We start from the raw sequence: 24,521 nt of genomic DNA, 5'->3' as shown, positions 1-24,521 counted from the left end.
GATGCAACGACGCCACTTCTTCACCGGCGCCGCCACCGCGCTCGCCGCCGCCGGCGTGGGCCGCGCCGCGCTCGCCGCCATTCCCGAGGCCGTGCAGCAGACCTCGGCCGACACCGCTCCGCCCTGGACGCCGCCCGGCGTCACCGGCGCGGGCCGCCCCTACAGCCCCGTGCTCACGCTCAACGGCTGGACCCTGCCCTGGCGCATGAACAACGGCGTCAAGGAGTTCCACCTGGTGGCCGAACCCGTGGTGCGCGAGATGGCGCCCGGCTTCCTGGTCAACATGTGGGGCTACAACGGCCAGAGCCCGGGCCCGACCATCGAGGTGGTCGAGGGCGACCGCGTGCGCATCTACGTGACCAACCGCCTGCCCGAGCACACCACCATCCACTGGCACGGGCAGCGCCTGCCCAATGGCATGGACGGCGTCGGCGGCCTGAACCAGCCGCAGATCCCGCCGGGCAAGACCTTCGTCTACGAGTTCGAAGCGCGCCGGCCCGGTACCTTCATGTACCACCCGCACGCCGACGAGATGGTGCAGATGGCCATGGGCATGATGGGCTTCTGGGTCACGCACCCGAAAGGCAAACACCCGCTCATCAACGAGGTGCAGCGCGACGTCTGCTTCCTGCTCAATGCCTTTGACGTCGAGCCCGGCAGCCGCACGCCGCAGGTCAACACCATGCTGGAGCAGAACATCTGGGCCTGGAACAGCCGCGTCTTCCCGGGCATCAGCCCGCTGGTGGCGCGCTTGGGCGACCGGGTGCGGGTGCGCATCGGCAACCTGACCATGACCAACCACCCGATCCACATCCACGGCATCGAGTTCGATGTGACCGGCACCGACGGCGGCCCGGTGCCCAAGACTGCGCGCTGGCCCGAGGTGACCACCGACATCGCCGTGGGCCAGATGCGGCAGATCGAGTTCATCGCCGACGAGCCCGGCGACTGGGCCATGCACTGCCACAAGAGCCACCACACCATGGGCGCCATGGGCCACAGCGTGCCGACCATGATCGGCGCCGACCACCGCGGCCTGGTGCAGAAGATCCAGCGCCACACGCCGGATTACATGCTCATGGGCGAGCGCGGCATGGCCGACATGGGCGAGATGCAGATGGAGCTGCCCGAGAACACCTTCCCCATGATGACCGGCACCGGCCCCTACGGTCCGATCGAGATGGGCGGCATGTTCACCACCCTCAAGGTGCGCGCCGACCAGAAGCCCGGCGACCACACCGACCCGGGCTGGTACACCATGCCGCCTGGTACGCAGGCGCGCGAGGTGCCGACGCCGGGCGCTGCTTCCCGCGCGCCTGGCAACACCACCGACCCGAACACCCCGACCGACGCGTCCGCCCGCAAACCGGCGGGCCACCACAACCACTGAACCGCAACGACACCATGACCGCTCTCACTCTCCACCGGCGCCAGCTGCTGCGCACGCTGGCCCTGCTGGCCACTCCGGCCCTGCTGCCCGCCACCGTGCGCGCCCATGGCGACAGCCATGCCGGCGGCCCGCGCGAGGTCGTGCGCGAACAGAAGCCCTGGGGCATCGCCGCCGCCCCGGCCGAGGCCACGCGCACCATTCAGATCCGCATGGACGACAAGATGCGCTTCACGCCCGCGCACATCAACGTGCGCGAAGGCGAGACGGTGCGCCTGCGCATCGCCAACCGCGGCAAACTGCTGCACGAACTGGTGATCGGCACGCGCGAAGAACTGCAGGCCCACGCCGAGCTGATGAAGAAGCACCCTGGCATGGAGCACGACGAGCCCTACATGGCCCACGTGTACGCCGGCAAGCGCGGCGAGATCACCTGGACCTTCAACCGCCCGGGCGACTTCGAGTTCGCCTGCCTGATCGCCGGCCACTTCGAGGCCGGCATGCGCGGCACCATCCGCGTCAACCCGAAATCCTGATCCTTTCCTGAATGGAGCACACCATGCAACGACGTTCCCTCCTCCTCGGCGCCACCGCCCTGCTCGGCGCCACTACGCTCGCGGCCCGCGCCGCGGCACCCGCCACCAAGACCGAGGCCCTGCCCGTGATGCAGGTCTGGAAAGACCCGAACTGCGGCTGCTGCAAGGACTGGATCGCCTACCTGCAGCGCGACGGCTTCCAGGTGCAGGTCTTCGAGACCGGCAACACCGCGGTGCGTCAGCGCCTGGGCATGCCGCAGAAGTACGCCTCCTGCCATACCGCACTGATCGGCGGCTATGTGATCGAGGGGCATGTGAACGCCCCGGAGATCCGCCGCCTGCTGGCTGAGAAGCCCCAGGCCCTGGGCCTGTCCGTGCCGGGCATGCCCATTGGCAGCCCCGGCATGGACGGCCCGGAGTACGGCGGCCGCAAGGACCCCTACGACGTGGTCCTGGTCCAGCGCGACGGCAGCAGCCGCGTCTACCGTTCCTATTTCCGCACCTGAACCCCGGAGCTACACATGAACCACCTCCTGCGCACGCTCATCGCCTCCACCAGCCTGATCGCCACGCTGGCGGCCGCCGCCGACCCGCTGCCGCTGGTCGACGCCGAAGTCCGCAAGGTCGACACGGCAGCCGGCAAGATCACGCTCAAGCACGGCGACATCCCGAACCTGGACATGCCGGCCATGACCATGGTGTTCCAGGTCAGGAACCCGGCCACCCTGCCCCCGCTCAAGGTGGGTGACCAGGTGCGCTTCCGGGCGGAGAAGGTCAACGGCGCCTACGTGGCTTCGGACATCGAACCCAGGCGCTGAGCCCCTCGAACAGCGGGCATTTGCTGGCGCTGCTCGGCCCTTTGCGCATCGGGGAAATTCCTAGACTTGATCCGCCCAAAGGTCTCAATTTGAGACAGGCGGCCTCAAGTCGGATGAGCCTTTGACGAAAGTCATTCAGCGAACTCCAAAGGATTTCTCTTATGCGCACCAATCTGCCCGTCACCCAGCAGGAGTTCGTCATCCCGGATGGCGTCACGCTGGTCTCCACCACCGACCTGACCAGCCACATCACCTACTGCAACCCGAACTTTGTCTCGGTCAGCGGGTACAGCCGGGAGGAGCTGCTGGGCCAGCCGCACAACCTGGTGCGGCACCCCGACATGCCGTCCGAGGCCTTCCGCGACATGTGGGCCACGCTGCAGAGCGGCTCGCCCTGGTGCGCAGTGGTCAAAAACCGGCGCAAGAACGGCGACCACTACTGGGTGATGGCCAACGCCACCCCCATGCTGGAAAACGGCCAGGTCATCGGCTACATGTCGGTGCGCACCAAGCCCACGCGGGAGCAGATCGAGGCGGCAGAGTCGCTGTACGCCCGCATGCGCGCCGAAGCCGAATCGGGGCAACGCACCCTGGCGCTGCGGCGGAGCCACCTGGTCCGCACCGGATGGCGCGGCAAGCTGCGCGATTGGACACGACCCACCTTGGGACGCAAGCTCTCGCTGCTGACCCTGGGGCTCGCATTCGGCGTCCAGTTCCTGGAAAGCGCTACCGAAGGCTCGCCGGAATGGGTGCACCTGACCGCGGTGGCCTTGACCGCTGTGCTGTCGCTGGTGACCGCCGCGGTCATGACGCGCATGCTGGTGGCGCCGGCCGGACAGGTGCTGGCGTTTGCCAACCGGATGGCGGCGGGCGACCTGTCGGCCCGGCTGGAATCGGACAGGTCCGACGAAATCGGCGAGCTGATCCGGGCGCTCAACCAGCTCAATGTGAACCTGATGGCGGTGGTCACCGACGTGCGCCACGAGGTCGAGGGCGTGCAGGTGGCCTCGGGCGAAATTGCCAGCGGCAACCAGGACCTGTCGGCGCGCACCGAGTCGCAGGCCAGCAGCCTGGAGGAGACAGCTGCGTCGATGGAAGAGCTCACCAGCACGGTCGAGAACAGCGCCACCTCGGCCCGGGAGGCCGCGGCACTGGCCGGCAAAGCCACCCACGTGGCCCGCCAGGGCAACGAGGCCATGGGCGCCGTGGTCCAGACCATGGGCGACATCAGCCGCTCGTCCAGCCGCATCGGCGAGATCATCCAGGTCATCGAAGGCATCTCCTTCCAGACCAACATCCTGGCCTTGAACGCCGCCGTGGAAGCGGCCCGTGCTGGCGAACAGGGCCGAGGCTTTGCCGTCGTCGCCGGCGAGGTGCGCAGCCTGGCCCAGCGCACCTCCGAAGCGGCCAAGGAAATCAAGCAGCTGATCGACGACTCCACCGGCCAGGTGCGGCGCGGCAGCGAGCTGGTCAACAACGCCGGCAGCACGATGGGCCATGTGGTCGAAGCGGTGCAGCAGGTGAACACCCTGATCGGCGAGATCACCAGCGCCGCGCAGGAACAGACCATGGGCCTGGCGCAGATCAACCAGGCCATCGGCCAGCTCGACTCGGTCACCCAGCAGAACTCGGCCATGGTCGAGGAACTGGCGGCCGCGGCGTCCTCGCTCAAAGGTCAGGCCACCGTGATGCAGGAATCGGTGAAAGTGTTCCGACTGAACAGTGTGTCGCGCTGACCGTCACGGGCGGCCAGTCCGCCCGTGCTAAGGTAGCGCGATGCCCCACAACATCCGCTACACCCTGCTGTCGCTGCGCGATCTGCTGGCGTCGATCGGGCCCTTCGTGCTGCTGACGCTGCTGTTGCTGGCACTGACCTACTGGTGGCTCGACCCGAACCCGCCCAAACGCGTGGTGCTGGCCACCGGCCCGGCGCAAAGCGCCTACGACGAGTTCGGCAAGCGCTATGCCCAGGCCCTGGCGCGCTACGGCATCACGGTCGAGCTGCTGCCCTCCCAGGGCTCCTCGGCCAACCTCGAACTGCTGCGCACCGGCCAGGCCGACCTCGGCTTCGTGCAGGGCGGCAGCGCCGACATCGGCTACGACGACGAAGAAGCCATCACCTCGCTGGGCAGCCTGTTCGTGGAGCCGCTGTGGCTGTTCTACCGCGAAGACTCGGCACAGCGACTCAGGCAGAGCCCGACCATCCAGTCGCTGGGCGATCTGGTCGGCTGGCGCGTCAACGTCGGCACACCCGGCAGCGGCGTGCCGCGCCTGTTCTCGACCCTGCTGGACGTCAACCGCATCGACCGCCAGCAACTGCAGCTCAGCGAGCTGGAGCAGACCCCCGCCACGGTGGCCTTCCTGGACGGCCAGATCGACGCCATCGTGTTCGCCTCCGCCCCCGAGTCGCTGATGGTGCAGATGCTGCTGCAGTCGCCCGGCGTGCGCCTGCTCAACTTCTCGCAGAGCGAGGCCTACTCGCGCCGCTTCGGCTACCTCACGCCGGTGGTCATGCCCCAGGGCGTGGTGGACCTGTCGAAGAACATCCCCGACACCGACATGCACCTGGTGGCCTCGACCACCAGCCTGCTGGCCGGCGCCAAGACCCACCCGGCCATCCTGCAGCTGTTCGCGCAAACCGCCACCGGCCTGCACAGCGGCGGCAGCTGGTTCAACCGGGCGCGCGAGTACCCGAGCCTGGAGCACAGCGAAGTGCCGATCTCGCCCGAGGCGGTGCGCGCCATCAAGAACGGCCCGCCCTTCCTTCAGCGCTACCTGCCGTTCTGGCTGGCCAACCTGGTCGAGCGCATGTGGCTGGCCATGGGCCTGATCCTGGCGCTGGCGCTGCCGCTCTCGCGCGTGGTGCCGCCGCTCTACACCTTCCGCATCCGCTCGCGCGTGTTCCGCTGGTACGCAGAGTTGCGCAGCATCGAGCAGCGGTTCACCGAACCGGGTGGTGCGCCGGTGCCGGTGGACGAGCTGGTCGAGCAGCTGGACCGGCTGGAGGCCCGGGTGGAGCAGGTGGTGGTGCCGCTGTCGTACACCGACGAGCTCTACGCCCTGCGCAGCAACATCGGGCTGGTGCGCAAGAAGCTGCTGCGCCAGGGCTGAAGGCCCCGGCGGACGGACCCTCTCAGGCCAGCCGGCCCGAGTTGACCCAGGCCAGGCGGGCCACGGCCGCGAGGGCTTCGTCCACCACACCGTGTTCGGCCACCACCCGCAGATGGCTGCTGGCCTCCAGGCGGTCCATGCCCTGCCGGGTGAGCGACACCGACTGCCCTTCGGCGGTGGCGAACAGGAACAGCGTGCGGTGCGGACTCGCCCAGCGCAGCTGGCAGCGCTGCACATGGTCCGGGTATTGCAGCTCGATCCAGGCGCCCACCGCCAACGTGTCCCCGCTGCCCAACGGCTGCTGGCAGGTGGCCGGCTCGGTGTCCGCGAACTCGGTGACCATCAGCTGGGTGTCGATGAACCCGGACTCCCGGGCCTCGTGGCCCTGCAACCAGGGTTCCGCTGTGGCCACCGGCTGCTCCTGGTGGCGCAGGCTCGTTTTCATCATCCCGCCGCTGCGGTGCGACTTGTAGGCCGCCTCGTGCAGACCCATCAGGGCCTGGAAGAAGGACTCGGCCTGCGGGCGGGGAAAGTCGATCGCGTCCAGCCCTTCCCGCAGCGTGCGCAGCACCACCGGCACCACGCGCACCAGGCGCGCCCGGTTCTGGCTGGCCTGCGCGAGCTGGCAGGACCAGAGCAGGTCGGTGAGGATGTCCATGTAGCGCTCCGAAGGCACATCGCGCACCTCCAGCAGATCGTGTTGTGTCGCCAGCTCCCCCAGAATGTCGGCCGACAGGCGGGCATGTGCCACCGCCTGCGCCCAGGGTCCACACAGAAAGCGCTTGACCAGGGCGGGCGCGCGGGCGAAGTCGTCCCGTGCCCGGATCTCCCGCGCCACGCGCTCGGCCAGCAGGTGCCGCTGTTCGACGCGCACCAGGGTCTGCATGGCCGGGCCCTGGTCGGTCAGCCCCAGGGACTCCATGCGCTGCATGCAGGCCATCACGCGCTCGGGCAGGTCGGCCGACGGCGTCTGCAGCGACTGCACCGTGTGCAGCACCTGCCCGGCGAACTCGCCGAACCCGGTGTCCTGCTCGTGGATGTAGGCCAGGCTGCGCGCGGTGATCGCGTCCAGCAGACGGCGGGCCGGGTTGTCGCGGTCGGCGAAGAAGCGCGGATCGGTCTTGGCCAGGTGCAGCAGCGCAGGCTTGAGCTGCATCACCAGATCCCGCACAGGCGTCAGCAGCCGCCGGTCTTCGGCGATCGTGCGCAGCATCAGCGTCACCACCTCGGCCGCCAGCGTCCGCACCAGGGCATTGCCCGAACCCGATGCGCCATGGTCGGACACGCCGGCACCGCCCTGGGCCAGGTTGCCCACCAGCAGCCGGTGCAGGTGGTCCAGCGTCAACACCAGCGGGGCGTCCGCAGCGACTGCTTCGGATGCGGGTTCTTCAACCTGATCGTCGGCAGGCGCGCGGGCCGGGCGCACCGGCAGCACCGTGGGTACCACCACATAGCCGGCCGGCTGCACACCGTCCGCTTCCAGATGCCTCACCAGCGCGGCATAGAACCAGCCGAGTTCCTGCCCCAGTGGCACAGCCCCCGCGTGCAGCCAGTGCAGCCGGGCCGTCTCGTCAATGCGCAGTTTGGTCAGCGCCGCCATCAGGGTGTCGATGACGACATCGGGGCGCAAGGGGTTGGCCTCGGCACGCACGGTGCGCAGGCCGCGCGCGGCGCTGAGCAGCGCGTCCAGTGTGATCAGTTCGTCGTCCACCGCCATCCTGACCACCTGCTGCAGCCGGGCCAGCTCCACCGAGGCCTGCACCTGGCCGTGGTCCATCAGTGTCAGGTCGTCCATGCTCAGCGCGACCCTCGGCTTGCGTGGGGAGGCCGTTGGCGAGCCGCGGTCGCGCGCCACGTCGGCGTGAACCGCGCTGGCAAACGCCGTCACCAGGCGGACTTCGAGCCGGTCCCGGCATGCCATCAGCACCGAGCGCGCATGTCCAAAGCCGCGCTTCTCGTGCGAGGCGCCCGCCGCAGCTTCCCGCTGCACCAGAGCGGCCTGCAACTGGTCCAGCCAGCGCGGAATCCAGTCGGCGGACAGGACCAGCGCGGCCTTCAGGCAGCTGTCGAAGGGGGTGTAGGTGCGGGCGTTCATGGGGTGGAGCACAGATCGTTCGGTCGGGACCTCATGACCGAGGATTGTGGGCAACCCCTCCGGGCGACAAAGCCCGGATCAGCCCTGGAATTTCGCGCAGTTCAGGGCTTAGAAAGCAAGGCTTTCCAGCCCTCGGCGCCCAGCGTGCGCAACGTGGCGATGTTGCGTTCCACGATCTTCTCGGCGTCCCCGCCCTCGCTGGCCACCGCGCGCTCCACGCTGTCCTCGCGCAGCAGGTGCAGCGTGGGGTACGGCGCGCGGTTGGTGAAGTGGCTGGGGTCGTCCGCCGCCTCTCCATCGAACAGGAACTGCGGGTGGAAGTTGGCCACCTGGATCACGCCTTCGAGCTCGTGTTCGGCCACCACGTCGTCCACCACGTTCATGAAGTCGTTGAAGACCTCGAAGTCCGGGAACAGCGTGGGGTGCACCAGCAGCGTGGTGTCGATCTCTTCGGCCGGCGTGTTCACCAGCAGGTCCAGCTCGCGGTCCAGCTCGTCCAGGAAGGCGTCCAGGTGCCGCGCGCGGCTGACCACGATGCGCACCTGGTTCTTCACGTACACCGAACGGGCAAACGGACACAGGTTCAGCCCGATCACCGCCTTCTCGATCCAGCGGCGGGTGTCGGCGAGAACCTGTTCGTCGGTCACATCCATGGCGGGCGTCAAATGCTTTTGAAACGGGTGCGCTTCGGACGTGCACCCTCTTCGCCCAGGCGCTTCTTCTTGTCGGCTTCGTACTCGGTGAAGTTGCCGTCGAAGAAGTACCACTGGGAGTTGCCTTCGCAGGCCAGGATGTGGGTGCAGATGCGGTCGAGGAACCAGCGGTCGTGCGAGATCACCATGGCCGAGCCGGCGAATTCCAGCAGTGCCTCTTCCAGAGCGCGCAGGGTTTCGACGTCCAGGTCGTTCGAGGGTTCGTCGAGCATCAGCACGTTGCCGCCCTGGGCCAGGGTTTTGGCCAGGTGCAGGCGGCCGCGCTCACCGCCGGAGAGGTTGCCCACCAGCTTCTGCTGGTCGTTGCCCTTGAAGTTGAAGCGGCCGATGTAGGCGCGCGAGGGCATGACGAACTTGCCCACGGTGATGTTGTCCAGCCCGCCCGAGACGTCTTCCCACACGGTCTTGCTGCCGTCCAGGCTCTCGCGGCTCTGGTCCACGAAGGCCAGCTTGGCGGTCTGGCCGATCTCGACCGTGCCCGAATCGGGCTGCTCGACGCCCTGGATCATGCGGAACAGCGTCGACTTGCCGGCGCCGTTGGGGCCGATGATGCCGACGATGGCGCCCGGGGGCACCGAGAAGCTCAGGTTGTCGATCAGCAGGCGGTCGCCGAAGGACTTGCTGACGTTCTTGAACTCGATCACCTGGTTGCCCAGGCGCTCGGCCACCGGGATGAAGATCTCGTTGGTCTCGTTGCGCTTCTGGTATTCGACGTCGCTCAGCTCCTCGAAGCGGGCCAGACGCGCCTTGCTCTTGGCCTGGCGGCCCTTGGCGTTGGAGCGCACCCACTTCAGTTCTTCCTTCATCGCCTTGGTGCGGGCGTCTTCGGACTTCTGTTCGGTCTCCAGGCGGCGTTCCTTCTGGTCCAGCCAGTCGGTGTAGTTGCCCTTGTAGGGAATGCCGTGGCCACGGTCGAGTTCGAGAATCCACTCGGCGGCGTTGTCCAGGAAGTAGCGGTCGTGGGTGATGGCCACCACGGTGCCGGGGAAGCGCTGCAGGAAGTGCTCCAGCCACTCGACCGACTCGGCGTCCAGGTGGTTGGTCGGTTCGTCGAGCAGCAGCATGTCGGGCTTGGACAGCAGCAGGCGGCACAGGGCCACGCGGCGCTTCTCGCCACCGGAGAGGTTCTTGATGATCGCGTCCCACGGCGGCAGGTTCAGCGCGTCGGCGGCCAGCTCCAGCTGCAGGTCCGAGTTCTCGGACCCGCTGGCGGCGATGATGGCTTCGAGTTCGGCCTGCTCGGCGGCCAGGGCATCGAAGTCGGCGTCGGGTTCGGCGTAGGCGGCGTACACCTCTTCGAGGCGGGCCTTGGCCTTGAGCGCACCGCCAATGCCCTCTTCCACCGCCTGGCGCACGGTCTGGTCGGGGTTGAGCTGCGGTTCCTGCGGCAGGTAGCCGATCTGGATGCCCGGCATGGCGATGGCTTCGCCTTCGATCTCCTTGTCGATGCCGGCCATGATCTTGAGCAGGGTCGACTTGCCCGAGCCGTTCAGACCGAGCACGCCGATCTTGGCGCCGGGGAAGAAGCTGATGGAAACGTCCTTCAAGATCTGCCGCTTGGGCGGCACGGTCTTGGTGACACGGTTCATGGAAAAGACGTACTGGGCCATGGCTGATGAGCTCGCTGGTGAAGGCGCGTTGTTCCGGCGAAAGGCACCGGATGGGGCAAAGGGGAAAACCAGGGATTATCGCCCGGAGGCCGGTTTGTCGAGGTCGGGCGGCAGCGGGCGGTCCAGCAGGTCCCGCACCGCTGCGGGTGTCATGGGCTCCTGCAGCCACTCCGGCAGCGGCTCGGGCAGGTTCCAGTGGGTCTGCGGGAGCACCAGCGCGAGCCCCCGGTACCACAGGTGCATGCCCTTGCGGCTGAGCCGCAGCACCAGCGGGCCGGCGCCGGTTTCGAAGTTCAGGGTGACGCCCTGGGGCGCGGCCTGGGTCGTGATCCGGGTGCACAGGCGCCGCTGCGGGTCGCTCTCCTGGCCGGGCTGTTCGCGGCCCGCCCGGATCTGCGCCGGTCGCTGGCCCGGGGCGGCCTCGTGCAGCGACAGCTGGTGCTCGATCGACGCCCGCGCCCGGGGTGCGGCGCCGCCCTGCTGCCCTGGAGTGGACTCCTCGAACACCTTCAGCATGGGCCCCAGGATGCTGCGCACCATGCGCCGGGTCAGCCAGAGCGTGACGTCCTGATCGTGCACCCGCATCCAGATGCGGTCCTGCGCCGGGTCGTAGCCGAAGGTGGTCGTGGTCAAGAGAAAAACCTGCGCGGGTCCGCCGTGTCAGAGACCGGTGTCCGGATCGGCCTCCTGCGCGTTGCGCAGGGCCTGCTGGGCCACCGCGTCCAGCGCCCCCTCGACCACCCCGCCGCGGGAGATGATGCGCAGGGCGTCCTTGCCCAGCAGCTTCTCCAGCGTGCGCCGGGTCATGGAATGGGCCAGGCCATTGGCGGAGATGAACATGAACAGGCCGCCCCGCGGGCTGGTCCAGGTCAGCTGGGCCCGCAGCCACTCGCCCTGCACCTTGAGGTCGACCCAGGCGCCAGGCGCCAGGTCCATTTCGACGACGTTCAGTCCTTCGAGGGGCATGGGGCCGGTCTCGGCCTCCACAAAACCGGCGTCTTCGGCCTCCTTGCCCGCGATCCAGAACGAATCGTCGATGGGCAGCTCCTCGACCGACATGCCCAGGGTGATCGGATCGTCGAGGGCGTCGACCTCCGCCCCGGCCCCGGACGCGTCGGTCAGCGTGGGCACGTCGAAGGCTTTTTCATGCACCGTCACCAGCGCGTCGAAGAACTGGCCGGTGAGTTCGGCGGGGTAGGCAATGCGCTGCAGGCCCTGGCGCATCTGGCCCAGCAGGCGGGGCACCAGCCGCGCCAGTCGGTCGGTGTCGCGCCGGATCAGGGCCGGCTGCACGCTCCAGATCAGGTCGTCGGCGACCACGTCCAGCGAATCGCCCTCGTTGCCCGGCAGGCTGCCTTCGAGCTGCGTTTCGGCCAGCACCTGGGCCCAGGGACCGGTGAGAAAGCGCTGCACGAACTCCGGCACGTCCTTGTCCTGCATGCGCTGCTGGAAATCGGCGGCCAGCCGCTCGGCCAGCACCTGCCGCTGCTCGGCGTGCAGCAGCGCACGCGCCGCCTCGGCCCGCCGCTGGTTCTTGCGGGCGTCGTCCTCTTCCCAGCGGCGGCGCAGGCGTTTGAGCAGACGGGCAAACACCTCTTCGCTGGCGTCGACGCGCTGCAGCGAACGCACTGCGCCGGTCACCGATCGCAGCAGGTCGCTGAAACCGTCTTCGCTCTGGCTCTGGTAGCCCAGGCTGCGCTGCGTGATGCTCTCCAGCAGCTGGCGCGCGGGGTGCTGCCGGTCGCTGAAGAAGCGGGGGTCGGCCTGCGAGAGCCGGGTCAGCGAGGGTTCGAGCAGTCCGATCTGCTGGCGGATGGCCGGCAGCAGGCGCTCGTCCTGCGTCAGGTTGTCCAGCATGAGGCGAACCACCTCCTGGCCCAGCAGCCGGCCCAGCTGATGGCCCGAGACCACCGGCAGCTCGGCCACAGGACCCTGACCAGCGGCCCGTTCCGGCCGCTGGCGCAGGCGCTGCATCAGGGGCTCGATGAGCCCCAGGTCCTCCAGCGCCGACATCGACGCCGGCACCGTGTGCAGGAAGATCTGCCCGCCTTCCTGCTCGCCATTGAGATCCCCGGCCAGCAACTGGCGCAGCCGGCTCAGCGTCAGCAGGGTGCGGCCCACCGCATTGCGCGGCGCCTTGTCGGCCTGCAGCGACTGCGTGGTGTTCTCGAGTGGCTCGACGCCGTGCGCCATCAGCCACTGGATCAGTTCGCGGTACACCTGCCGCAGGCTCTCGCCCATGATGCCGGCCACCGGCACGAACAGTGCGGTGCGCTGGTGCGGATCGGACACGTGCTGGACCATCACCGCGCGCAGCGCCCGGGCGTAGGCCGAGGGTCGCAGCGGGTTCAGGTCGGGCTGCACCGTGAGCCAGCCCATGAGGTTGCTCACCAGGGCGTTCAGACGCGGCAGCAGTTCCTGCGTGGACTTGGTCAGCGCCTGCTCGGCGATGGCGAATTCGATGCTGGCGTCCAGTTGCCGGTCGTCCAGCAGCCGCAGATCGTCAAAACGCACCGTGGCATGCAGGTCCGGGTCCTGGACCTCGCCGTGGTAGAAGACCTGGCGCAGCTGCTGCGACCAGGTGCGCTTGATGGCATCGGCTTCGTGGATCCAGCGGTCGATCTGCCCCACGTCCACATGCTCCAGTTCCATGGGCAGGTTGGCCAGGCGGTCCGGGTCGGCCACCGCCTCCAGCTGCGCCAGCAGCTCGTCGATCATGGTGTCGGCGATCGACAGAGCGGCCTCCAGGCAATGCTGGAGTGTCGGGCGCAGCTTTCCCGCGTCATTGGCCACACCGGACCGGATCAACTTGTGCGAATCCATGGCTTCTCGTGGAGGGTGGGATCGTCCCGGCCGGGGCCGGCGTGAGGGCGGACCGACATTATGGAGACAGGCACTGACAGCCGGCTCCCGCAATTCTCCAGACGGTCGCTGGGCAAGACGTGCGACAATACGCCCCGTTGCGTCGCATCAGTGGCCCGCAACACCGGCAACCCCGCCGGAGGGTCGGCCCCCAGTTCCTGGTCCTGCCACCCGCTTTGTAGACCCCGTCTGCCTTCAACTGAACAGTTGCTTCGGCAACCGCACAGGCAGATGCCCCCAGCGCCCTGGACGGGTGCCTCTCATTGATGAAATTCGAAGATCTGAACCTGGCTCCGGCCATCGTGCAAGCTGTGCGCGAGCACGGTTACGAGACCCCCACCCCCATCCAGGTTGAGGCCATCCCGGCCGTCCTGGCCGGCCGCGACCTGCTCGGTGGCGCCCAGACCGGCACCGGCAAGACCGCTGCCTTCACCCTGCCGATGCTGCAGCGCCTCTCGCAGGGCGAGCGCGGCCAGAACCGCTTTGGTGGCAACGCCATCCGCGCCCTGGTGCTCACGCCGACCCGCGAACTCGCGGCCCAGGTGGAAGAGTCCGTGCGTGTCTACGGCAAGCACCTGTCGCTGACCTCCACCGTGGTCTTCGGTGGCGTCGGAATGAACCCGCAGATCAACGCCATGAAAAAGGGCGTGGACATCCTGGTGGCCACCCCCGGCCGCCTGCTGGACCTGCAGCAGCAGGGCTTCCTGGACCTCTCGCAGGTGCAGATCCTGGTGCTCGACGAAGCCGACCGCATGCTCGACATGGGCTTCATCCACGACGTGAAGAAGGTGCTGGCCCTGCTGCCCCAGAGCAAGCAGAGCCTGCTGTTCTCGGCCACCTTCAGCGACGAGATCCGCGACCTGGCCAACAACCTGCTCAAGGACCCGCAGAGCATCCAGGTGACCCCGCGCAACACCACGGTGCAGCGCATCACCCAGGTGATCCACCCCGTGGGCCGCGGCAAGAAGAAGGCGCTGCTGGTGCACATCATCAACCAGCACAACTGGAGCCAGGTGCTGGTCTTCACCCGCACCAAGTTCGGCGCCAACAACGTGGCCGACTACCTGACCAAGAACGGCATCAAGGCCATGGCGCTGCACGGCAACAAGAGCCAAGGCGCCCGCACCCAGGCACTGGCCGACTTCAAGAGCGGCGAGATCCGCGCCCTGGTGGCCACCGACATCGCGGCCCGCGGCATCGACATCGACGAGCTGCCACACGTCGTCAACTACGAGATCCCCAACGTCTGCGAAGACTACGTGCACCGCATCGGCCGCACCGGCCGTGCCGGCCGCGAAGGCCAGGCGGTCAACCTCGTGAGCCTGGACGAAGAAGGCTTCATGATGGACATCGAGCGCTTCACCAAGCAGCAGATTCCGGTGGAGATCTTCCAGGAGTTCATGCCCGAGCCGGGTGAGAAGGCCGAACCCATCGCCATGGGCCGCCAGACCATCTGGGGCGGCGCGGGCAAGCCGCCCAGCCGCGACGTGATGGCCGCCGCCGCCAAGGCCGCACGCCAGGAAATGATGACCCGCATCCGCGAGAAGAAGGCCGAGGGCGGCAACAGCGGACGCAGCAACAACAACGGCGGTGGCCAGCCGCGCCAGCGCGCCGAATCCGGTGAGGGCCAGCCCCCCGCCGAGGGCCAGGGCGAAGGCCGGCGCCGCAACCGCAACCGCCGTGGCGGTGGGGGCGGCAACGGACAACCGCGCCAGGCCAACGCAAACGGCAACCCCAATCACAACGGTCAGCCGCGCCAGCACCAGGAGCGCACGCCGCGCGCACCGCGCGAAGACCGCTACGAAGGCGAAGACCGCCCCGAGCGCCAGCCCGGCCCCAATGCCCACCTGGGCAGCCTGCGCATCCGGGAACCGCGCGCCCGCGCCGCCTCGCCGGGCGGCCAGCCTGATCCGCTGCGCACCAGCATCGATTCGATGCGCACCGGCAACCGCAACAAGAACAAGGGCGGTGGTGGACAGCGCGGTGGCAACGGCGGCGGTGCCGATCCGCTGCGCACCAGCTACGGCCGCATCCGCTGAGTTCGTTTTTCGGTCCGATCGGCAGCACGGCGGGCACATGCCCGCCTTTTTTTCGTCGGTACCATTGCGCAATCAGAGGTCCACACCATGAAACTGCTGCTTGCCGAAGACGATGTGATGCTGGGTGCCAGCATGGAAAAAGGGCTGGATCTGGCCGGGTTCCAGGTGGACTGGGCCAAGACCGGTGACCAGGTCGTCGACGCCCTGGGCCGCCGCAGCTACGACGTGGTGCTGCTGGACATCGGCCTGCCGAAGCCCGATGGGCTGCAGATCCTGCGATGGATGCGCAACGAGGGCCAGACGACCCCGGTGATGCTGGTGACTGCGCGCGATGCCGTGCCCGACCGCGTGGCCGGGCTCAACCAGGGCGCCGACGACTACCTGACCAAACCCTTCGACCTGGACGAACTGTGCGCGCGCATCCATGCGCTGGCGCGCCGCCAGGGCGGGCGCGCCAGCGCCCACATCCAGCTGGGGCGCCTGGAGGTGCGGCCGGCCGAGCGCGAGGCCCTGCTGGGGGGCAAGCAGCTGGCGCTGTCGCAACGCGAGTTCGACCTGCTGACCACCTTCGCCCGGCAGCCTGGGGTGGTGCTCTCGGTCGAGCAGCTGGAGAAGCAGCTGTATGGCTGGAGCGAAGACATTTCCAGCAACGCCGTGGAGGTGCACCTGCACCACCTGCGCCGCAAGCTCGGTGAGCCCTGGATCGTCAATGTGCGCGGGGTGGGCTACAAGCTGGTGCAGCAGCCTTGAAACTGCGCTCGATCCGCTCCCAGCTGCTGATCTGGCTGATCTCCTCGGTGCTGATCACCACCCTGGTGGTCGGTTTCCTGACCGCGCGGCTGACCTGGAGCGGCTTCAACAATGTACGCGACATGGGTCTGGAGCAGATCGCCCAGACGGTGGTGCGCCACGACGAGGCCGCGCCCGCTCAACCCCCGGCGCCGCTGCCCTCGACCGCACTGGCCGATGACGACCTCGACCAGTTCGTCAGCCAGATCTGGGACCACTCGGGCCAGCTGGTCTATTCCTCGCTGGCCGATGTCGGCCCGCCCCTGCAGCGTCCGGGACACAACATCGTCACCTGGGAGGGCGAAAGCTGGCGTGTGTACACACAGGCGCACGACCGGCGCATCGTTCAGGTGGCGGTCACCACCAAGATCCGGCGCCAGCACTTCTACTCACTCACCCCATGGCTGCTGATTCCGCTGGTGCTGCTGGTGCTGGTGCTGGCGGTGCTCACCAGCACGGGCGTCGACCGCGTGCTGCTGCCGCTGGAACAGCTGCGCAGCGACATCGCCCGCAGCGACCCGGAAGGCCTGCAGCCCATCGACACCTCCGGCCTGCCCGCCGAGGTGGCGCCACTGGCCGACACGCTCAACCAGCTGCTGGCCCGCATCGAGCATATGCTCAACCACCAGCGCCGCTTCCTGGCCGACGCCGCGCACGAGCTCAATACACCACTGGCCGTGGTCAAGCTGCAGGCGCAGCTGGTCCGGCGCTCCAGGCCGGGCGAATGGGAGGGTGCGCTGGACCAGCTGGATGCGGGCATCGAACGGGCCTCCCGGCTGGCCTTCCAGCTGCTCCAGCTCGCACGCCTGGAGCCCGAAGCGCAGACGGCCCAGCAGCAGACCCTGCGGCTGGACGATCTGCTGCGCGAGGCCGTCGCCGGCTTTTCGGCGCGCGCCGAACAGCAGGGCTGCGACCTGGGACTGGTGAGCGCCGAGCCGGTGTCCCTGGTCGGCGACCCGCATGCGCTGCGCACCCTGGTCGACAACCTGATCGGCAATGCGCTGACCCACAACCCGGGGCCGGTGCGCATCGACGTGGGCTTGCACGTCGATGGCGGGGCCGCGGTACTGGAGGTCAGCGACAACGGCACCGGCATCGCACCGGAGGACCGCGCGCGGGTGCTGGAACGTTTCGTCCGGCTCTCGCCCGGCGACGGCAAAGGCAGTGGCCTGGGCCTGTCCATCGTCGGCGAGATTGCGGCCCTGCACGGCGGCAGGGTGGAACTGGCCGACACACCCGGCGGGGGGCTGACGGTGCGCGTGCACCTGCCGCTGTTCACCTCCCGCACCGAACCGCTGAGCCCCTGACGCAGACGGAAACCCGCCGCACCACTCTGTATATACAGTGCAGCCATGGCCAACACCTCTCCGCCGCCACCCTCCCGCTGGGCCACGCTGACCGTCGCCAGCGCCAACGTGCTGAACCTGGCGCAGCCGGGCCGCCACTTCTACGACGGACAGGACCCGTACAGCCAGAACGAGTTCGAGCGCAAGGTCGAGTGGCTCGGCGAGCGCTTTCGCGTGCTCAACGCCGACGTGCTGGCGGTGCAGGAGGTCTGGGACGAGGTGGCCCTGCGCGCCGCCATCGCCCGCAGCGGCCTGCAGTACAGCACCGTGGCCGTGCCCGGCGCCGAGAACGGCCCCGGACAACACGGCGCCCAGGGCACGCCGCGCGTGGGCCTGGTGACGCGGCTGAAGGTCGAGTCGCTGCAGTCGATCGCCGACTTTCCCGCCGCCGCCGTGGTGCAGGTGCCCGGCCTGGGGCCGCACACCCGCTTCGAGCGCCCGCCCCTGCTGGCCACACTGCGCATGAAACACGGGCAGGAAATCGGCGTGATCACCGCGCACCTCAAGTCCAAGCGCCCCAAGTTCCTGCAGGACGCCAGCGGCAAGACCCTGGAAGACACCGAAGACCCGACCGTGCAGGCGCTGGGCTCGCTGCGGTCGCTGCTCATGCGCGCAGGCGAGGCGCTGGCGCTGCGGCTGAAGGTGGTGGAGCTGCTGCACCGCACGCGGCTGCCCCTGATCGTGATGGGCGATTTCAACGACGGGCCGCACAGCGTGACCACCCAGCTGATCGCCGCCACCTCGCAGGTGGCCTACGACAAGGGCGCGCGCGACAACGCCCTGTTCAGCGCCTGGGACGTGCAGGGCGAAGCCGCACTGCGGCGCGACGTGGCGTATTCGCACATCCACCAGGGCTACCCCGAGGTGCTGGACCAGGTGCTGGTGAGCGAGGAATTCGTCGCCACCAGCCGCGCGGCCATCGGCGACGTGCGCCGGGTGGAGGTGTTCAACGACCATCTGCACGAAGGCCGCGACCGCAGCCGCAGCGACCACGGCTTCGTGCGCGCGCTGCTGCGACTGAAGCTGCCGGATGTGCCGGTCTAGGCAAATCGAACGGTCGACAGCGGGGGCAGGTCGCGCGAGAGTTCCTGCCAGTGCTCGCCGGCGTCGGCGCTGACCCAGAGCCCGCCCGTGGTCGAGCCCATAGCCAGCACCCGGCCGGTGGCGTCCACGTCCAGCGCGTGCCGGTACACCAGGTGGTAGGCGTGGGTCTGAGGCAAGCCGTCGCCGAAGGCCTGGAAGCTCCGGCCGCCGTCGTCGGTGCGCAGCACCACCATGCGCCCGTCCACCGGGATGCGGCAGACATCGGCCTGCGCCGGCACGAACCAGGCGCGTTGCGGGTTGCCCGGGTCACAGGCCACGGCAAAGCCGAAACCCGACGGCGCCGGCGCGGTGATGGGCTGCCACAGGGCACCGCCGTCGGTGGAGCGGTAGATGCCGCAGTGGTGCTGCACCCACAGCGCGTCGGGCTGGGCGCGGCACTGCACCAGGGCGTGCGGGTCCTGGGTGTTGCCGTCGTCGGCGCTCTCGGCCGGCAGGTAGTCGGCCTTCATGCCCTGGGCCGTGAGGGACCAGCTGGTGCCAGCGTCGCGCGTCTGCCAGACGCCTCCACAGGAGATGCCCAGCGTCACATGGCGGGCATCGCGCGGGTCGACCACGATGGAGTGGATGCCGGCGTGGTCGTAGCCGCCACCGAACCATTCGCGCCGGCCGGGCTCTTCCCACAGCGGCCGGTTCAGCGACCAGCTCGCGCCGCGATCCTCCGAACGGAACAGGCCCGCCGGCAGGCAGCCCGCCCAGAGCACCCCGGGCTCGTCCGCGCCGCCGGCCGCCATCGACCACACCAGGTCCACACTCCAGGGCGTGGTGTCGTCGGCCATCGGGCCTTCGGCCGGTTTGGGCGGAAACGCGGGCGCGGCCACCTCGGCCCATGAGCGCCCGCGGTCCGCACTGCGGTGCAGCTTGACGCCGAAGTGGCCCAGGCGCAGCGCGGCGTACCAGTGGCCGTCGCGCGGATCGGCCAGCACGCTGGTGACCGGCTCGCCAGCAAAGTGCAGCGCCGCAATGCGCCATGCGGCGCCCTCACCTTCCCACACGAACAGTCCTTTGCGGCTTGCCACCAGCATCGTCGCCATCGTTGTCTCCTTGCGTTGTGTGGGCAGCGGTTCAGCCGCCGCTCAGCGCCTGCACCACGAGCACCCGGTCACCGGCCAGCAGTGCCCGGTCCAGCCGGACCCGGTCGGCCACCAGTTCGCGGTTGACGAACACGGCCACGTGCTTGCGCACGGCGCGCTGGTCGTCGAACACATAGGCCGCCAGCGCCGGCGCAGCTCGCAAGGCCTCCTCCAGCGCATCGCGCAGCAACCCCGGTGGCACCTGCTGGGGTTCGCAGTCCACGTGGCGGCGCAAGGCGGGGGCGAATTCGACGGTGACCATGGTGAAGGTTCCGCACGCAGTGTCGATTCGCTCGCCCGCGCGCGCAAGCCCCGAACCCCTCTGGAGGCAGGGTCAGGCGCGCACGAACAGCGTTACCAGCGGCTGGTCGCCGACCTGGCGGCTCCAGTGGCCGTGCACCGCCGGGTCGAAGGTCGCGCCCTCGGGCAGGGTGTCGGCGGAATAGAAGTGATCGCCCGGGCCGAAGACGCGCGAGCTGCCGTCCTGCAGCCCGATCTCCATCTGCCCCTGCAACACGAACAGCCACTGGGGGGTACCGGTGCAGTGGAACTGGCTGCGAAAACCGACCGGGCTCTGGCGCAGCTGGTAACCGCCCGAGGGCATCAACGGCGAAAGGCACGCCGCTGGCGTGCCTTCGCTGAGTTCGACCGATTCCTCGCGGAACGCGGCCCGTCCGTCGGTGCCGGTGTAGAGCACCACCTTGGTGAAGGTCGTCATGGTCATCTCCTGAGGAGGAGCGTTGTACCAGACGACCAGACGGCGCCGGCCGGGGGGAATCAGTTTGCCTTCGGGTAACGGCTGGGGTAGAGCTCGTTCAGCTTCTTGCCGCTTTCGCCGTCGGCAATGATGTCGCCGGTGCGCTGGGCTTCGGCCAACTCGGCCTTGACCTGCTCACGCGTCTTGGCCTGGGCCACGTTGTCCTTGGGGTAGCGGTTCGGATACACCTCGCGCAGCGTGCGGCCCGACTCGTTGTCGGCGATCACGTTGCCATCGCGCTGGGCTGCGGCCAGCTCGGCTTTGACCTCGGCACGGGTCTTGGCATGGGCGGTGGTGGCGGCCGGATAGCGGCCGGGATACATCTCGCGCAGCGTCAGACCGGACTCGTTGTCGCCGATCACGTCACCGGCCTGCTGGGCCTGGATCAGTTCGGCGCGGACCTGCTCGCGGGTCAGGGGTGCGTCAGCGTCGGCGGCGAAGGCCTGACCGGCCGACAGGGCGGCCACGGCAAGGGCGATGCTGGAGAGGTAAGAGGCTTTCATGGTGCTTCCTTTCAAGAAGTGGTGAAACGGTGAAGTGATGGTGCCGGCCCGGGGGTCGGGTGTCTTTTCGCGGCGGTTTCGCTTCTTTGCGTTGTGTTTCGGAAGAGATTCGTTCGCGATGGGTGAACTTTAAAATTTCACTACAAGAAGAAAAATCACCGGATCGTCGTCAATCTATTTCTAAATCAGCAACAATCTCTCGATTGAAACCCTCCACCATCGACCCATGGACCGACTGACCTCAATGCGTGTGTTTCTTCGTGTGGCGGACGAAGGCGGTTTTGCCGCCGCTGCGCGGGCGCTGGACATGTCGCCCGCGGTGGTGACGCGGCTGGTGGCCGACCTGGAGGAGCACCTGGGCACCCGGCTGCTGCAACGCACCACACGCCGGCAGTCGCTCACCGATGCCGGCGAGGCCTACCTGGAGCGGGTACGCCACATCCTGCAGGATCTGGACGACGCGCACTCGCTGGTGAGTTCGCACACACAGGAGCTTTCGGGCACGCTGCGGGTGCTGGCGCCACCGGTGCTGGCCACACACGTGCTCGCGCCCATGGTCGCGAGCTTCCACCAGCGCTATCCGCAGATCCAGCTGGACATCGAGGTGGCCAGCCACCGCGAGCCCCCCATCGAAGCCTTCGACATCACACTGATGGGCACCGACGAGGGTTACGACGCCAACATCATTGCCCGCAAGGTGTACACGACCGAGGCCTTTCTGGTCGCGTCGCCGGCGTACCTGGCGCGCCGGGGCACCCCCGCCACGCCGCAGGACCTGCTGCAGCACGACTGCCTGCGCATCAAGCCGGACATGGGCCCTCGCAGCCGCATGCTGCGCCTGTTCCGCAGCGACTGCGACGACGAGGTGCTGCTGGACGTGCGCCCGGTGCTCTGGGCCAACCACACCGACACGCTGATGCGGGCCGCGCTCGACGGCGCCGGCATCACCGGCACCACGGTCGAGCTGGCTGCGCCCCACCTGGCCAGCGGTGCGCTGGTGCGCGTGCTCGCGCCCTGGATCACCGGCCGGTTCACGCTCTATGCGGCCCTGCCCAGCCGCAAGTTCCTGCCCCAGCGCACCCAGGTGTTTCTGGACCACCTGACCGAACGGACGCGCGAGCGCGTGGCAGAGGCGCTGGCCGGCTGCAGCGTCTGCTGAATCTGGGGGCGGCCCGGCGCTGAAATCTTCCACCAGGGTTCAACCCCTTTTCGCCGTTCCGTTCGTTTCAGTGGACTCCACACCCTTTCTGGAGTCCACATGAACACCTCCCTGCGCCGCCTCGCCCTGTCCGCCTTCGCGGCAGGTGCCTTGTTGTCCGCCCTGCCCGCCCAGGCCATCGGCCGGCTCGCCAATGTCCACCTGATCGACCGCGACAGCGGCGAGACCCTGCCGGTCTACCGGCACCGGGGCGAACACTGGGTCGCCGGCCGGCCGGGCGCCCGCTACGCCATCTCGGTGCGCAATGCCCAGCCGAACCGCCTCATGGGCGTGGTCTCGGTGGACGGCGTCAATGTGGTCTCGGGTGAAACCGCGGCCTGGCACCAGACCGGCTACGTGCTCGGCCCCTGGCAGCAGTACGACATCACCGGCTGGCGCAAGTCCGACCACGAGGTCGCGGCCTTCCACTTCACCGCCCTGCCGTCGTCCTACGCCGCACGCACCGGTCGCCCGGCGCATGTGGGGGTGATCGGGGTGGCGCTCTTCCGTGAGAAGGCCCCGGCCCTGGAGCCGCTGCCGGAGCCGGTCTACCCGTCCTGGCGCGAGCGGCGGGAACTCAATGAAGCCGAAAGCGGCTCACTGGGCAGGGGCCCGCTCGAACGCGGCGCACCCTCGGCCTCGGCCGCCGACTCGGTCGCCGAAGCCAGCCGCCCGGCACCGGCGGCGCCGAAGCTGGGCACCGGCCACGGCGAGCGCGAACACGACACCATCGGCCACACCACGTTCGAGCGCCGCAGCGACCGGCCCGACGAGCTGATCCGCATCCGCTACGACAGCCGCGAGAACCTGGTGGCGATGGGCATCCTGCCGCCCGATGTGTCACCGCACCGCCCGCAGCCGTTCCCGGGGTCGCGCTCGCCGCGCTACGCACCCGATCCGGACTGAAGGCGTGACCACCGCCGCCCATAATCGCCCGCATGACCGCGGCCGACACGCCCTCCGACGAAGAACTCATGCAGGCCTACGCCCGCGGGGACATGCGCGCCTTTGAAGCCCTGTACGACCGCCACGCCCTGCCGGTGTGGCGTTTCGTGCAGCGCAGCGTGCAGAACGCCGCGCTGGCCGACGACCTGGTGCAGGACGTCTGGTTCAGTGTGGTGCGCCACGCGCCGCAGTACGAGCCGCGTGCCAAGTTCCGCACCTGGCTGTTCACCCTGGCGCACCACCGCATGGTCGACCACTGGCGCACGCAGAAGAACCACACCAGCCTGGACGCCGAGAGCGAGGACGGCAGCGCGCTGGCCGAGATGCTGGCGGCCGAGTCCGGCTTCGGCCCAGAGCGGCGGCTCGATTCGCGCGAGCTGGCGCAGGCGCTGCTGGATGCGCTGGCGGCACTGCCCGAGGTGCAGCGCGAGGCCTTCCTGCTGCAGGCCGAAGCGGGCATGAGCCTGGCCGAAATCGCGCAGACCACGGGCGTCAGCATGGAAACCGCCAAGAGCCGCCTGCGCTATGCCCGCGCCCGCCTGCGCGAGACCCTGGAGGCCCACGCATGAACCGCGACCACCTTCCGCCGACGCCCGACGACGCGCTGCTGAAGCGCTACCGCGAGGCCAATGAGCTCGACGCCGCGCGGCCCGGTCCCGCGCTGAGAGAGAACGTGCTGGCGCATGCGCGCGCGGTCGCCGCCTCGCGCCTCGAAACGCCGCCCCCCAACGCGCGGCCGGCCGCCAACGACAGCGCCTGGACCTGGCGGGCCCTGGGCAGCCTCGCGGTGATCGGACTGGTCGGTCTGCTGGTGCTGCAGTTCGACCGCGGCACGCCGGAGGAGCAGGAACTGGCCCTGGGTGCCGGCAGCGCGCGCCCGGCCGCAGAAACGGCGGCGGCTCCGGCTGCACCGGCGGCTCCCGCCCAACCCGCGGAGTCCGCGGCGCCCCAGGCACAGCCGCCCCTACCGGCGTCACCGCAGCAGAAGCTGGCGTCGGAGGCGCAGACCCAGTTCATGAAGCGGCCGCCAGCGCCAACGACCACCGCTCCCGAGGCGGCGGACCGCATGGCCGACGCCGAGCCCGCGCAGGAGGCCGAGCGCGCAGCCCCCGCCGATTCGGCCGAAGTCGCTCCGCCACCGCGGGCGCCAGCGGCAGCGGTCGCACCGCCCCCCGCGTCCAAGGCCATGGCGCCCCAGGCCCCGGCCCCCATGCCCCGCGCCGCCACGGCGCCCGCGCCGGCCAGCGCCGACAGTGCAACACCCGCAGGGACCTCGCGCAACGCCGCCGAAGGGGTGCTGCGCGAGCGGCGGGAGATCACCACCGCCCGCCCCGCAGCACCGCCTTCGCCCCTCTTCGCCGCCATCGCGTCCGGCAACGCGGAAGCCGTGCGGCAACGGCTGGCCGAAGGGGCCGATCCGAACGCGCCCGACGCCACCGGCCGCACGCCGCTGATCGCGGCGGTGCGGACCGGCAACGAAGCGGTGGTGCAGCGGCTGCTGGCCGCAGGGGCAGACCGCACGCTGCGCGACCACAACGGCCTCAGCGCCGCGGACCACGCCGAACAAAGCGGCCACCCGGGCCTGCTGCCGCTGCTGCGCTGAAAAGACGGGCCGCGGCCTGCACCGTCGCCGCGCCG

The 24,521-nt window shown here is 69.1% G+C and carries 23 protein-coding genes; 14 read left to right on the top strand and 9 right to left on the bottom strand.

The genetic code is table 11. The features are described from left to right. Position 1: 1 nt before the first annotated feature. The 6 genes from HPS01S_RS02125 (at position 2) to HPS01S_RS02100 (ending at position 5,852) form a co-directional block, all read left to right on the top strand. Entirely contained in the window at positions 2-1,390 is a 1,389-nt protein-coding gene (locus HPS01S_RS02125; protein ID WP_066150506.1) for a multicopper oxidase family protein, read from the top strand. 47 nt (positions 1,391-1,437) lie between these two features. Beyond that, positions 1,438-1,923, top strand: a complete 486-nt coding sequence (locus tag HPS01S_RS02120) for a cupredoxin domain-containing protein (protein WP_066150929.1) — start codon at positions 1,438-1,440, stop codon at positions 1,921-1,923. A 23-nt stretch (positions 1,924-1,946) separates the two neighbouring features. Beyond that, complete coding sequence (locus HPS01S_RS02115) at positions 1,947-2,429, top strand: DUF411 domain-containing protein (RefSeq protein ID WP_066150503.1); 483 nt, start codon at positions 1,947-1,949, stop codon at positions 2,427-2,429. 15 nt (positions 2,430-2,444) lie between these two features. Then, positions 2,445-2,741: a copper-binding protein gene (locus tag HPS01S_RS02110; RefSeq protein WP_066150500.1), complete on the top strand. Its 297-nt coding sequence runs from the start codon at positions 2,445-2,447 to the stop codon at positions 2,739-2,741. A gap of 161 nt (positions 2,742-2,902) precedes the next feature. Next, on the top strand, positions 2,903-4,477 hold the full coding sequence (locus HPS01S_RS02105) for a methyl-accepting chemotaxis protein (protein ID WP_066150498.1): 1,575 nt from the start codon (positions 2,903-2,905) through the stop codon (positions 4,475-4,477). A 40-nt stretch (positions 4,478-4,517) separates the two neighbouring features. Further along, complete coding sequence (locus HPS01S_RS02100) at positions 4,518-5,852, top strand: TAXI family TRAP transporter solute-binding subunit (protein WP_066150495.1); 1,335 nt, start codon at positions 4,518-4,520, stop codon at positions 5,850-5,852. Between the two features lie 22 nt (positions 5,853-5,874). On the opposite strand, the gene HPS01S_RS02095 is transcribed toward HPS01S_RS02100, so the two are convergent. The 5 genes from HPS01S_RS02095 to HPS01S_RS02075 all read right to left on the bottom strand — a co-directional run bounded on the left by HPS01S_RS02095 (position 5,875) and on the right by HPS01S_RS02075 (position 13,093). Next, positions 5,875-7,947: a DUF1631 family protein gene (locus HPS01S_RS02095; protein ID WP_066150492.1), complete on the bottom strand. Its 2,073-nt coding sequence runs from the start codon at positions 7,945-7,947 to the stop codon at positions 5,875-5,877. 101 nt (positions 7,948-8,048) lie between these two features. Next, positions 8,049-8,600, bottom strand: coding sequence for a DUF1415 domain-containing protein (locus tag HPS01S_RS02090; protein ID WP_218016578.1), 552 nt, complete (start codon positions 8,598-8,600; stop codon positions 8,049-8,051). A gap of 8 nt (positions 8,601-8,608) precedes the next feature. Further along, entirely contained in the window at positions 8,609-10,270 is a 1,662-nt protein-coding gene (ettA, locus tag HPS01S_RS02085; protein WP_066150489.1) for an energy-dependent translational throttle protein EttA, read from the bottom strand. Positions 10,271-10,345: 75 nt separating this feature from the next. Further along, complete coding sequence (locus tag HPS01S_RS02080; RefSeq protein WP_066150486.1) at positions 10,346-10,903, bottom strand: hypothetical protein; 558 nt, start codon at positions 10,901-10,903, stop codon at positions 10,346-10,348. A gap of 27 nt (positions 10,904-10,930) precedes the next feature. After that, positions 10,931-13,093, bottom strand: coding sequence for a DUF1631 family protein (locus tag HPS01S_RS02075; RefSeq protein WP_066150483.1), 2,163 nt, complete (start codon positions 13,091-13,093; stop codon positions 10,931-10,933). Between the two features lie 305 nt (positions 13,094-13,398). On the opposite strand from HPS01S_RS02075, the gene HPS01S_RS02070 reads away from it, so the two are divergent. The 4 genes from HPS01S_RS02070 to HPS01S_RS02055 all read left to right on the top strand — a co-directional run bounded on the left by HPS01S_RS02070 (position 13,399) and on the right by HPS01S_RS02055 (position 18,350). Then, on the top strand, positions 13,399-15,171 hold the full coding sequence (locus HPS01S_RS02070; protein WP_066150480.1) for a DEAD/DEAH box helicase: 1,773 nt from the start codon (positions 13,399-13,401) through the stop codon (positions 15,169-15,171). 87 nt (positions 15,172-15,258) lie between these two features. Then, positions 15,259-15,921: a response regulator transcription factor gene (locus tag HPS01S_RS02065; RefSeq protein ID WP_066150478.1), complete on the top strand. Its 663-nt coding sequence runs from the start codon at positions 15,259-15,261 to the stop codon at positions 15,919-15,921. Next, on the top strand, positions 15,918-17,267 hold the full coding sequence (locus tag HPS01S_RS02060; RefSeq protein WP_066150475.1) for an ATP-binding protein: 1,350 nt from the start codon (positions 15,918-15,920) through the stop codon (positions 17,265-17,267). Before HPS01S_RS02065 ends, HPS01S_RS02060 begins: the two co-directional genes overlap by 4 nt. A 45-nt stretch (positions 17,268-17,312) precedes the next feature. Next, positions 17,313-18,350: an endonuclease/exonuclease/phosphatase family protein gene (locus HPS01S_RS02055; RefSeq protein ID WP_066150472.1), complete on the top strand. Its 1,038-nt coding sequence runs from the start codon at positions 17,313-17,315 to the stop codon at positions 18,348-18,350. On the opposite strand, the gene HPS01S_RS02050 is transcribed toward HPS01S_RS02055, so the two are convergent. From HPS01S_RS02050 to HPS01S_RS02035, 4 genes are all read right to left on the bottom strand, one after another. After that, complete coding sequence (locus tag HPS01S_RS02050; RefSeq protein ID WP_066150469.1) at positions 18,347-19,441, bottom strand: WD40/YVTN/BNR-like repeat-containing protein; 1,095 nt, start codon at positions 19,439-19,441, stop codon at positions 18,347-18,349. The genes HPS01S_RS02055 and HPS01S_RS02050 overlap by 4 nt on opposite strands. Before the next feature lie 31 nt (positions 19,442-19,472). Further along, positions 19,473-19,742, bottom strand: a complete 270-nt coding sequence (locus HPS01S_RS02045; protein WP_066150466.1) for a MoaD/ThiS family protein — start codon at positions 19,740-19,742, stop codon at positions 19,473-19,475. Positions 19,743-19,814: 72 nt separating this feature from the next. Beyond that, positions 19,815-20,198 (bottom strand): cupin domain-containing protein, encoded by a 384-nt coding sequence (locus HPS01S_RS02040; RefSeq protein WP_066150464.1) that lies wholly within the window; start codon positions 20,196-20,198, stop codon positions 19,815-19,817. A gap of 59 nt (positions 20,199-20,257) precedes the next feature. After that, positions 20,258-20,740 carry a DUF4148 domain-containing protein gene (locus HPS01S_RS02035; protein ID WP_066150461.1) on the bottom strand — a complete coding sequence of 161 codons (483 nt, stop codon included), beginning with the start codon at positions 20,738-20,740 and terminating at the stop codon, positions 20,258-20,260. 226 nt (positions 20,741-20,966) lie between these two features. Between HPS01S_RS02035 and HPS01S_RS02030 the strand changes: the two genes are divergently transcribed. The 4 genes from HPS01S_RS02030 to HPS01S_RS22340 all read left to right on the top strand — a co-directional run bounded on the left by HPS01S_RS02030 (position 20,967) and on the right by HPS01S_RS22340 (position 24,486). After that, positions 20,967-21,899 carry a LysR family transcriptional regulator gene (locus HPS01S_RS02030; protein ID WP_066150458.1) on the top strand — a complete coding sequence of 311 codons (933 nt, stop codon included), beginning with the start codon at positions 20,967-20,969 and terminating at the stop codon, positions 21,897-21,899. Between the two features lie 99 nt (positions 21,900-21,998). After that, a complete protein-coding gene (locus tag HPS01S_RS02025) occupies positions 21,999-22,844 on the top strand; it encodes a hypothetical protein (protein ID WP_066150455.1) in 846 nt (281 codons plus the stop codon). 32 nt (positions 22,845-22,876) lie between these two features. Then, complete coding sequence (locus HPS01S_RS02020; RefSeq protein ID WP_143434181.1) at positions 22,877-23,452, top strand: RNA polymerase sigma factor; 576 nt, start codon at positions 22,877-22,879, stop codon at positions 23,450-23,452. After that, positions 23,449-24,486, top strand: a complete 1,038-nt coding sequence (locus HPS01S_RS22340) for an ankyrin repeat domain-containing protein (RefSeq protein ID WP_066150450.1) — start codon at positions 23,449-23,451, stop codon at positions 24,484-24,486. Before HPS01S_RS02020 ends, HPS01S_RS22340 begins: the two co-directional genes overlap by 4 nt. Positions 24,487-24,521 lie beyond the last annotated feature (35 nt).

This window comes from Hydrogenophaga pseudoflava NBRC 102511 (assembly GCF_001592285.1).
Classification (GTDB): domain Bacteria; phylum Pseudomonadota; class Gammaproteobacteria; order Burkholderiales; family Burkholderiaceae_C; genus Hydrogenophaga; species Hydrogenophaga pseudoflava.
Note: the sequence above shows the minus strand (reverse complement) of the source record. Positions and strands in the feature narration are given on the sequence as shown.

What these genes read in the sequence shown, in the direction of transcription:
- HPS01S_RS02125 (WP_066150506.1), top strand. Translation starts at nt 2, where the DNA reads ATGCAACGACGCCACTTCTTCACCGGCGCCGCCACCGCGCTCGCCGCC.
- HPS01S_RS02115 (WP_066150503.1), top strand. Translation starts at nt 1,947, where the DNA reads ATGCAACGACGTTCCCTCCTCCTCGGCGCCACCGCCCTGCTCGGCGCC.
- HPS01S_RS02110 (WP_066150500.1), top strand. Translation starts at nt 2,445, where the DNA reads ATGAACCACCTCCTGCGCACGCTCATCGCCTCCACCAGCCTGATCGCC.
- HPS01S_RS02105 (WP_066150498.1), top strand. Translation starts at nt 2,903, where the DNA reads ATGCGCACCAATCTGCCCGTCACCCAGCAGGAGTTCGTCATCCCGGAT.
- HPS01S_RS02100 (WP_066150495.1), top strand. Translation starts at nt 4,518, where the DNA reads ATGCCCCACAACATCCGCTACACCCTGCTGTCGCTGCGCGATCTGCTG.
- HPS01S_RS02095 (WP_066150492.1), bottom strand. Translation starts at nt 7,947, where the DNA reads ATGAACGCCCGCACCTACACCCCCTTCGACAGCTGCCTGAAGGCCGCG.
- HPS01S_RS02090 (WP_218016578.1), bottom strand. Translation starts at nt 8,600, where the DNA reads ATGGATGTGACCGACGAACAGGTTCTCGCCGACACCCGCCGCTGGATC.
- ettA (WP_066150489.1), bottom strand. Translation starts at nt 10,270, where the DNA reads ATGGCCCAGTACGTCTTTTCCATGAACCGTGTCACCAAGACCGTGCCG.
- HPS01S_RS02075 (WP_066150483.1), bottom strand. Translation starts at nt 13,093, where the DNA reads ATGGATTCGCACAAGTTGATCCGGTCCGGTGTGGCCAATGACGCGGGA.
- HPS01S_RS02070 (WP_066150480.1), top strand. Translation starts at nt 13,399, where the DNA reads ATGAAATTCGAAGATCTGAACCTGGCTCCGGCCATCGTGCAAGCTGTG.
- HPS01S_RS02065 (WP_066150478.1), top strand. Translation starts at nt 15,259, where the DNA reads ATGAAACTGCTGCTTGCCGAAGACGATGTGATGCTGGGTGCCAGCATG.
- HPS01S_RS02055 (WP_066150472.1), top strand. Translation starts at nt 17,313, where the DNA reads ATGGCCAACACCTCTCCGCCGCCACCCTCCCGCTGGGCCACGCTGACC.
- HPS01S_RS02050 (WP_066150469.1), bottom strand. Translation starts at nt 19,441, where the DNA reads ATGGCGACGATGCTGGTGGCAAGCCGCAAAGGACTGTTCGTGTGGGAA.
- HPS01S_RS02045 (WP_066150466.1), bottom strand. Translation starts at nt 19,742, where the DNA reads ATGGTCACCGTCGAATTCGCCCCCGCCTTGCGCCGCCACGTGGACTGC.
- HPS01S_RS02040 (WP_066150464.1), bottom strand. Translation starts at nt 20,198, where the DNA reads ATGACGACCTTCACCAAGGTGGTGCTCTACACCGGCACCGACGGACGG.
- HPS01S_RS02035 (WP_066150461.1), bottom strand. Translation starts at nt 20,740, where the DNA reads ATGAAAGCCTCTTACCTCTCCAGCATCGCCCTTGCCGTGGCCGCCCTG.
- HPS01S_RS02030 (WP_066150458.1), top strand. Translation starts at nt 20,967, where the DNA reads ATGGACCGACTGACCTCAATGCGTGTGTTTCTTCGTGTGGCGGACGAA.
- HPS01S_RS02025 (WP_066150455.1), top strand. Translation starts at nt 21,999, where the DNA reads ATGAACACCTCCCTGCGCCGCCTCGCCCTGTCCGCCTTCGCGGCAGGT.
- HPS01S_RS02020 (WP_143434181.1), top strand. Translation starts at nt 22,877, where the DNA reads ATGACCGCGGCCGACACGCCCTCCGACGAAGAACTCATGCAGGCCTAC.
- HPS01S_RS22340 (WP_066150450.1), top strand. Translation starts at nt 23,449, where the DNA reads ATGAACCGCGACCACCTTCCGCCGACGCCCGACGACGCGCTGCTGAAG.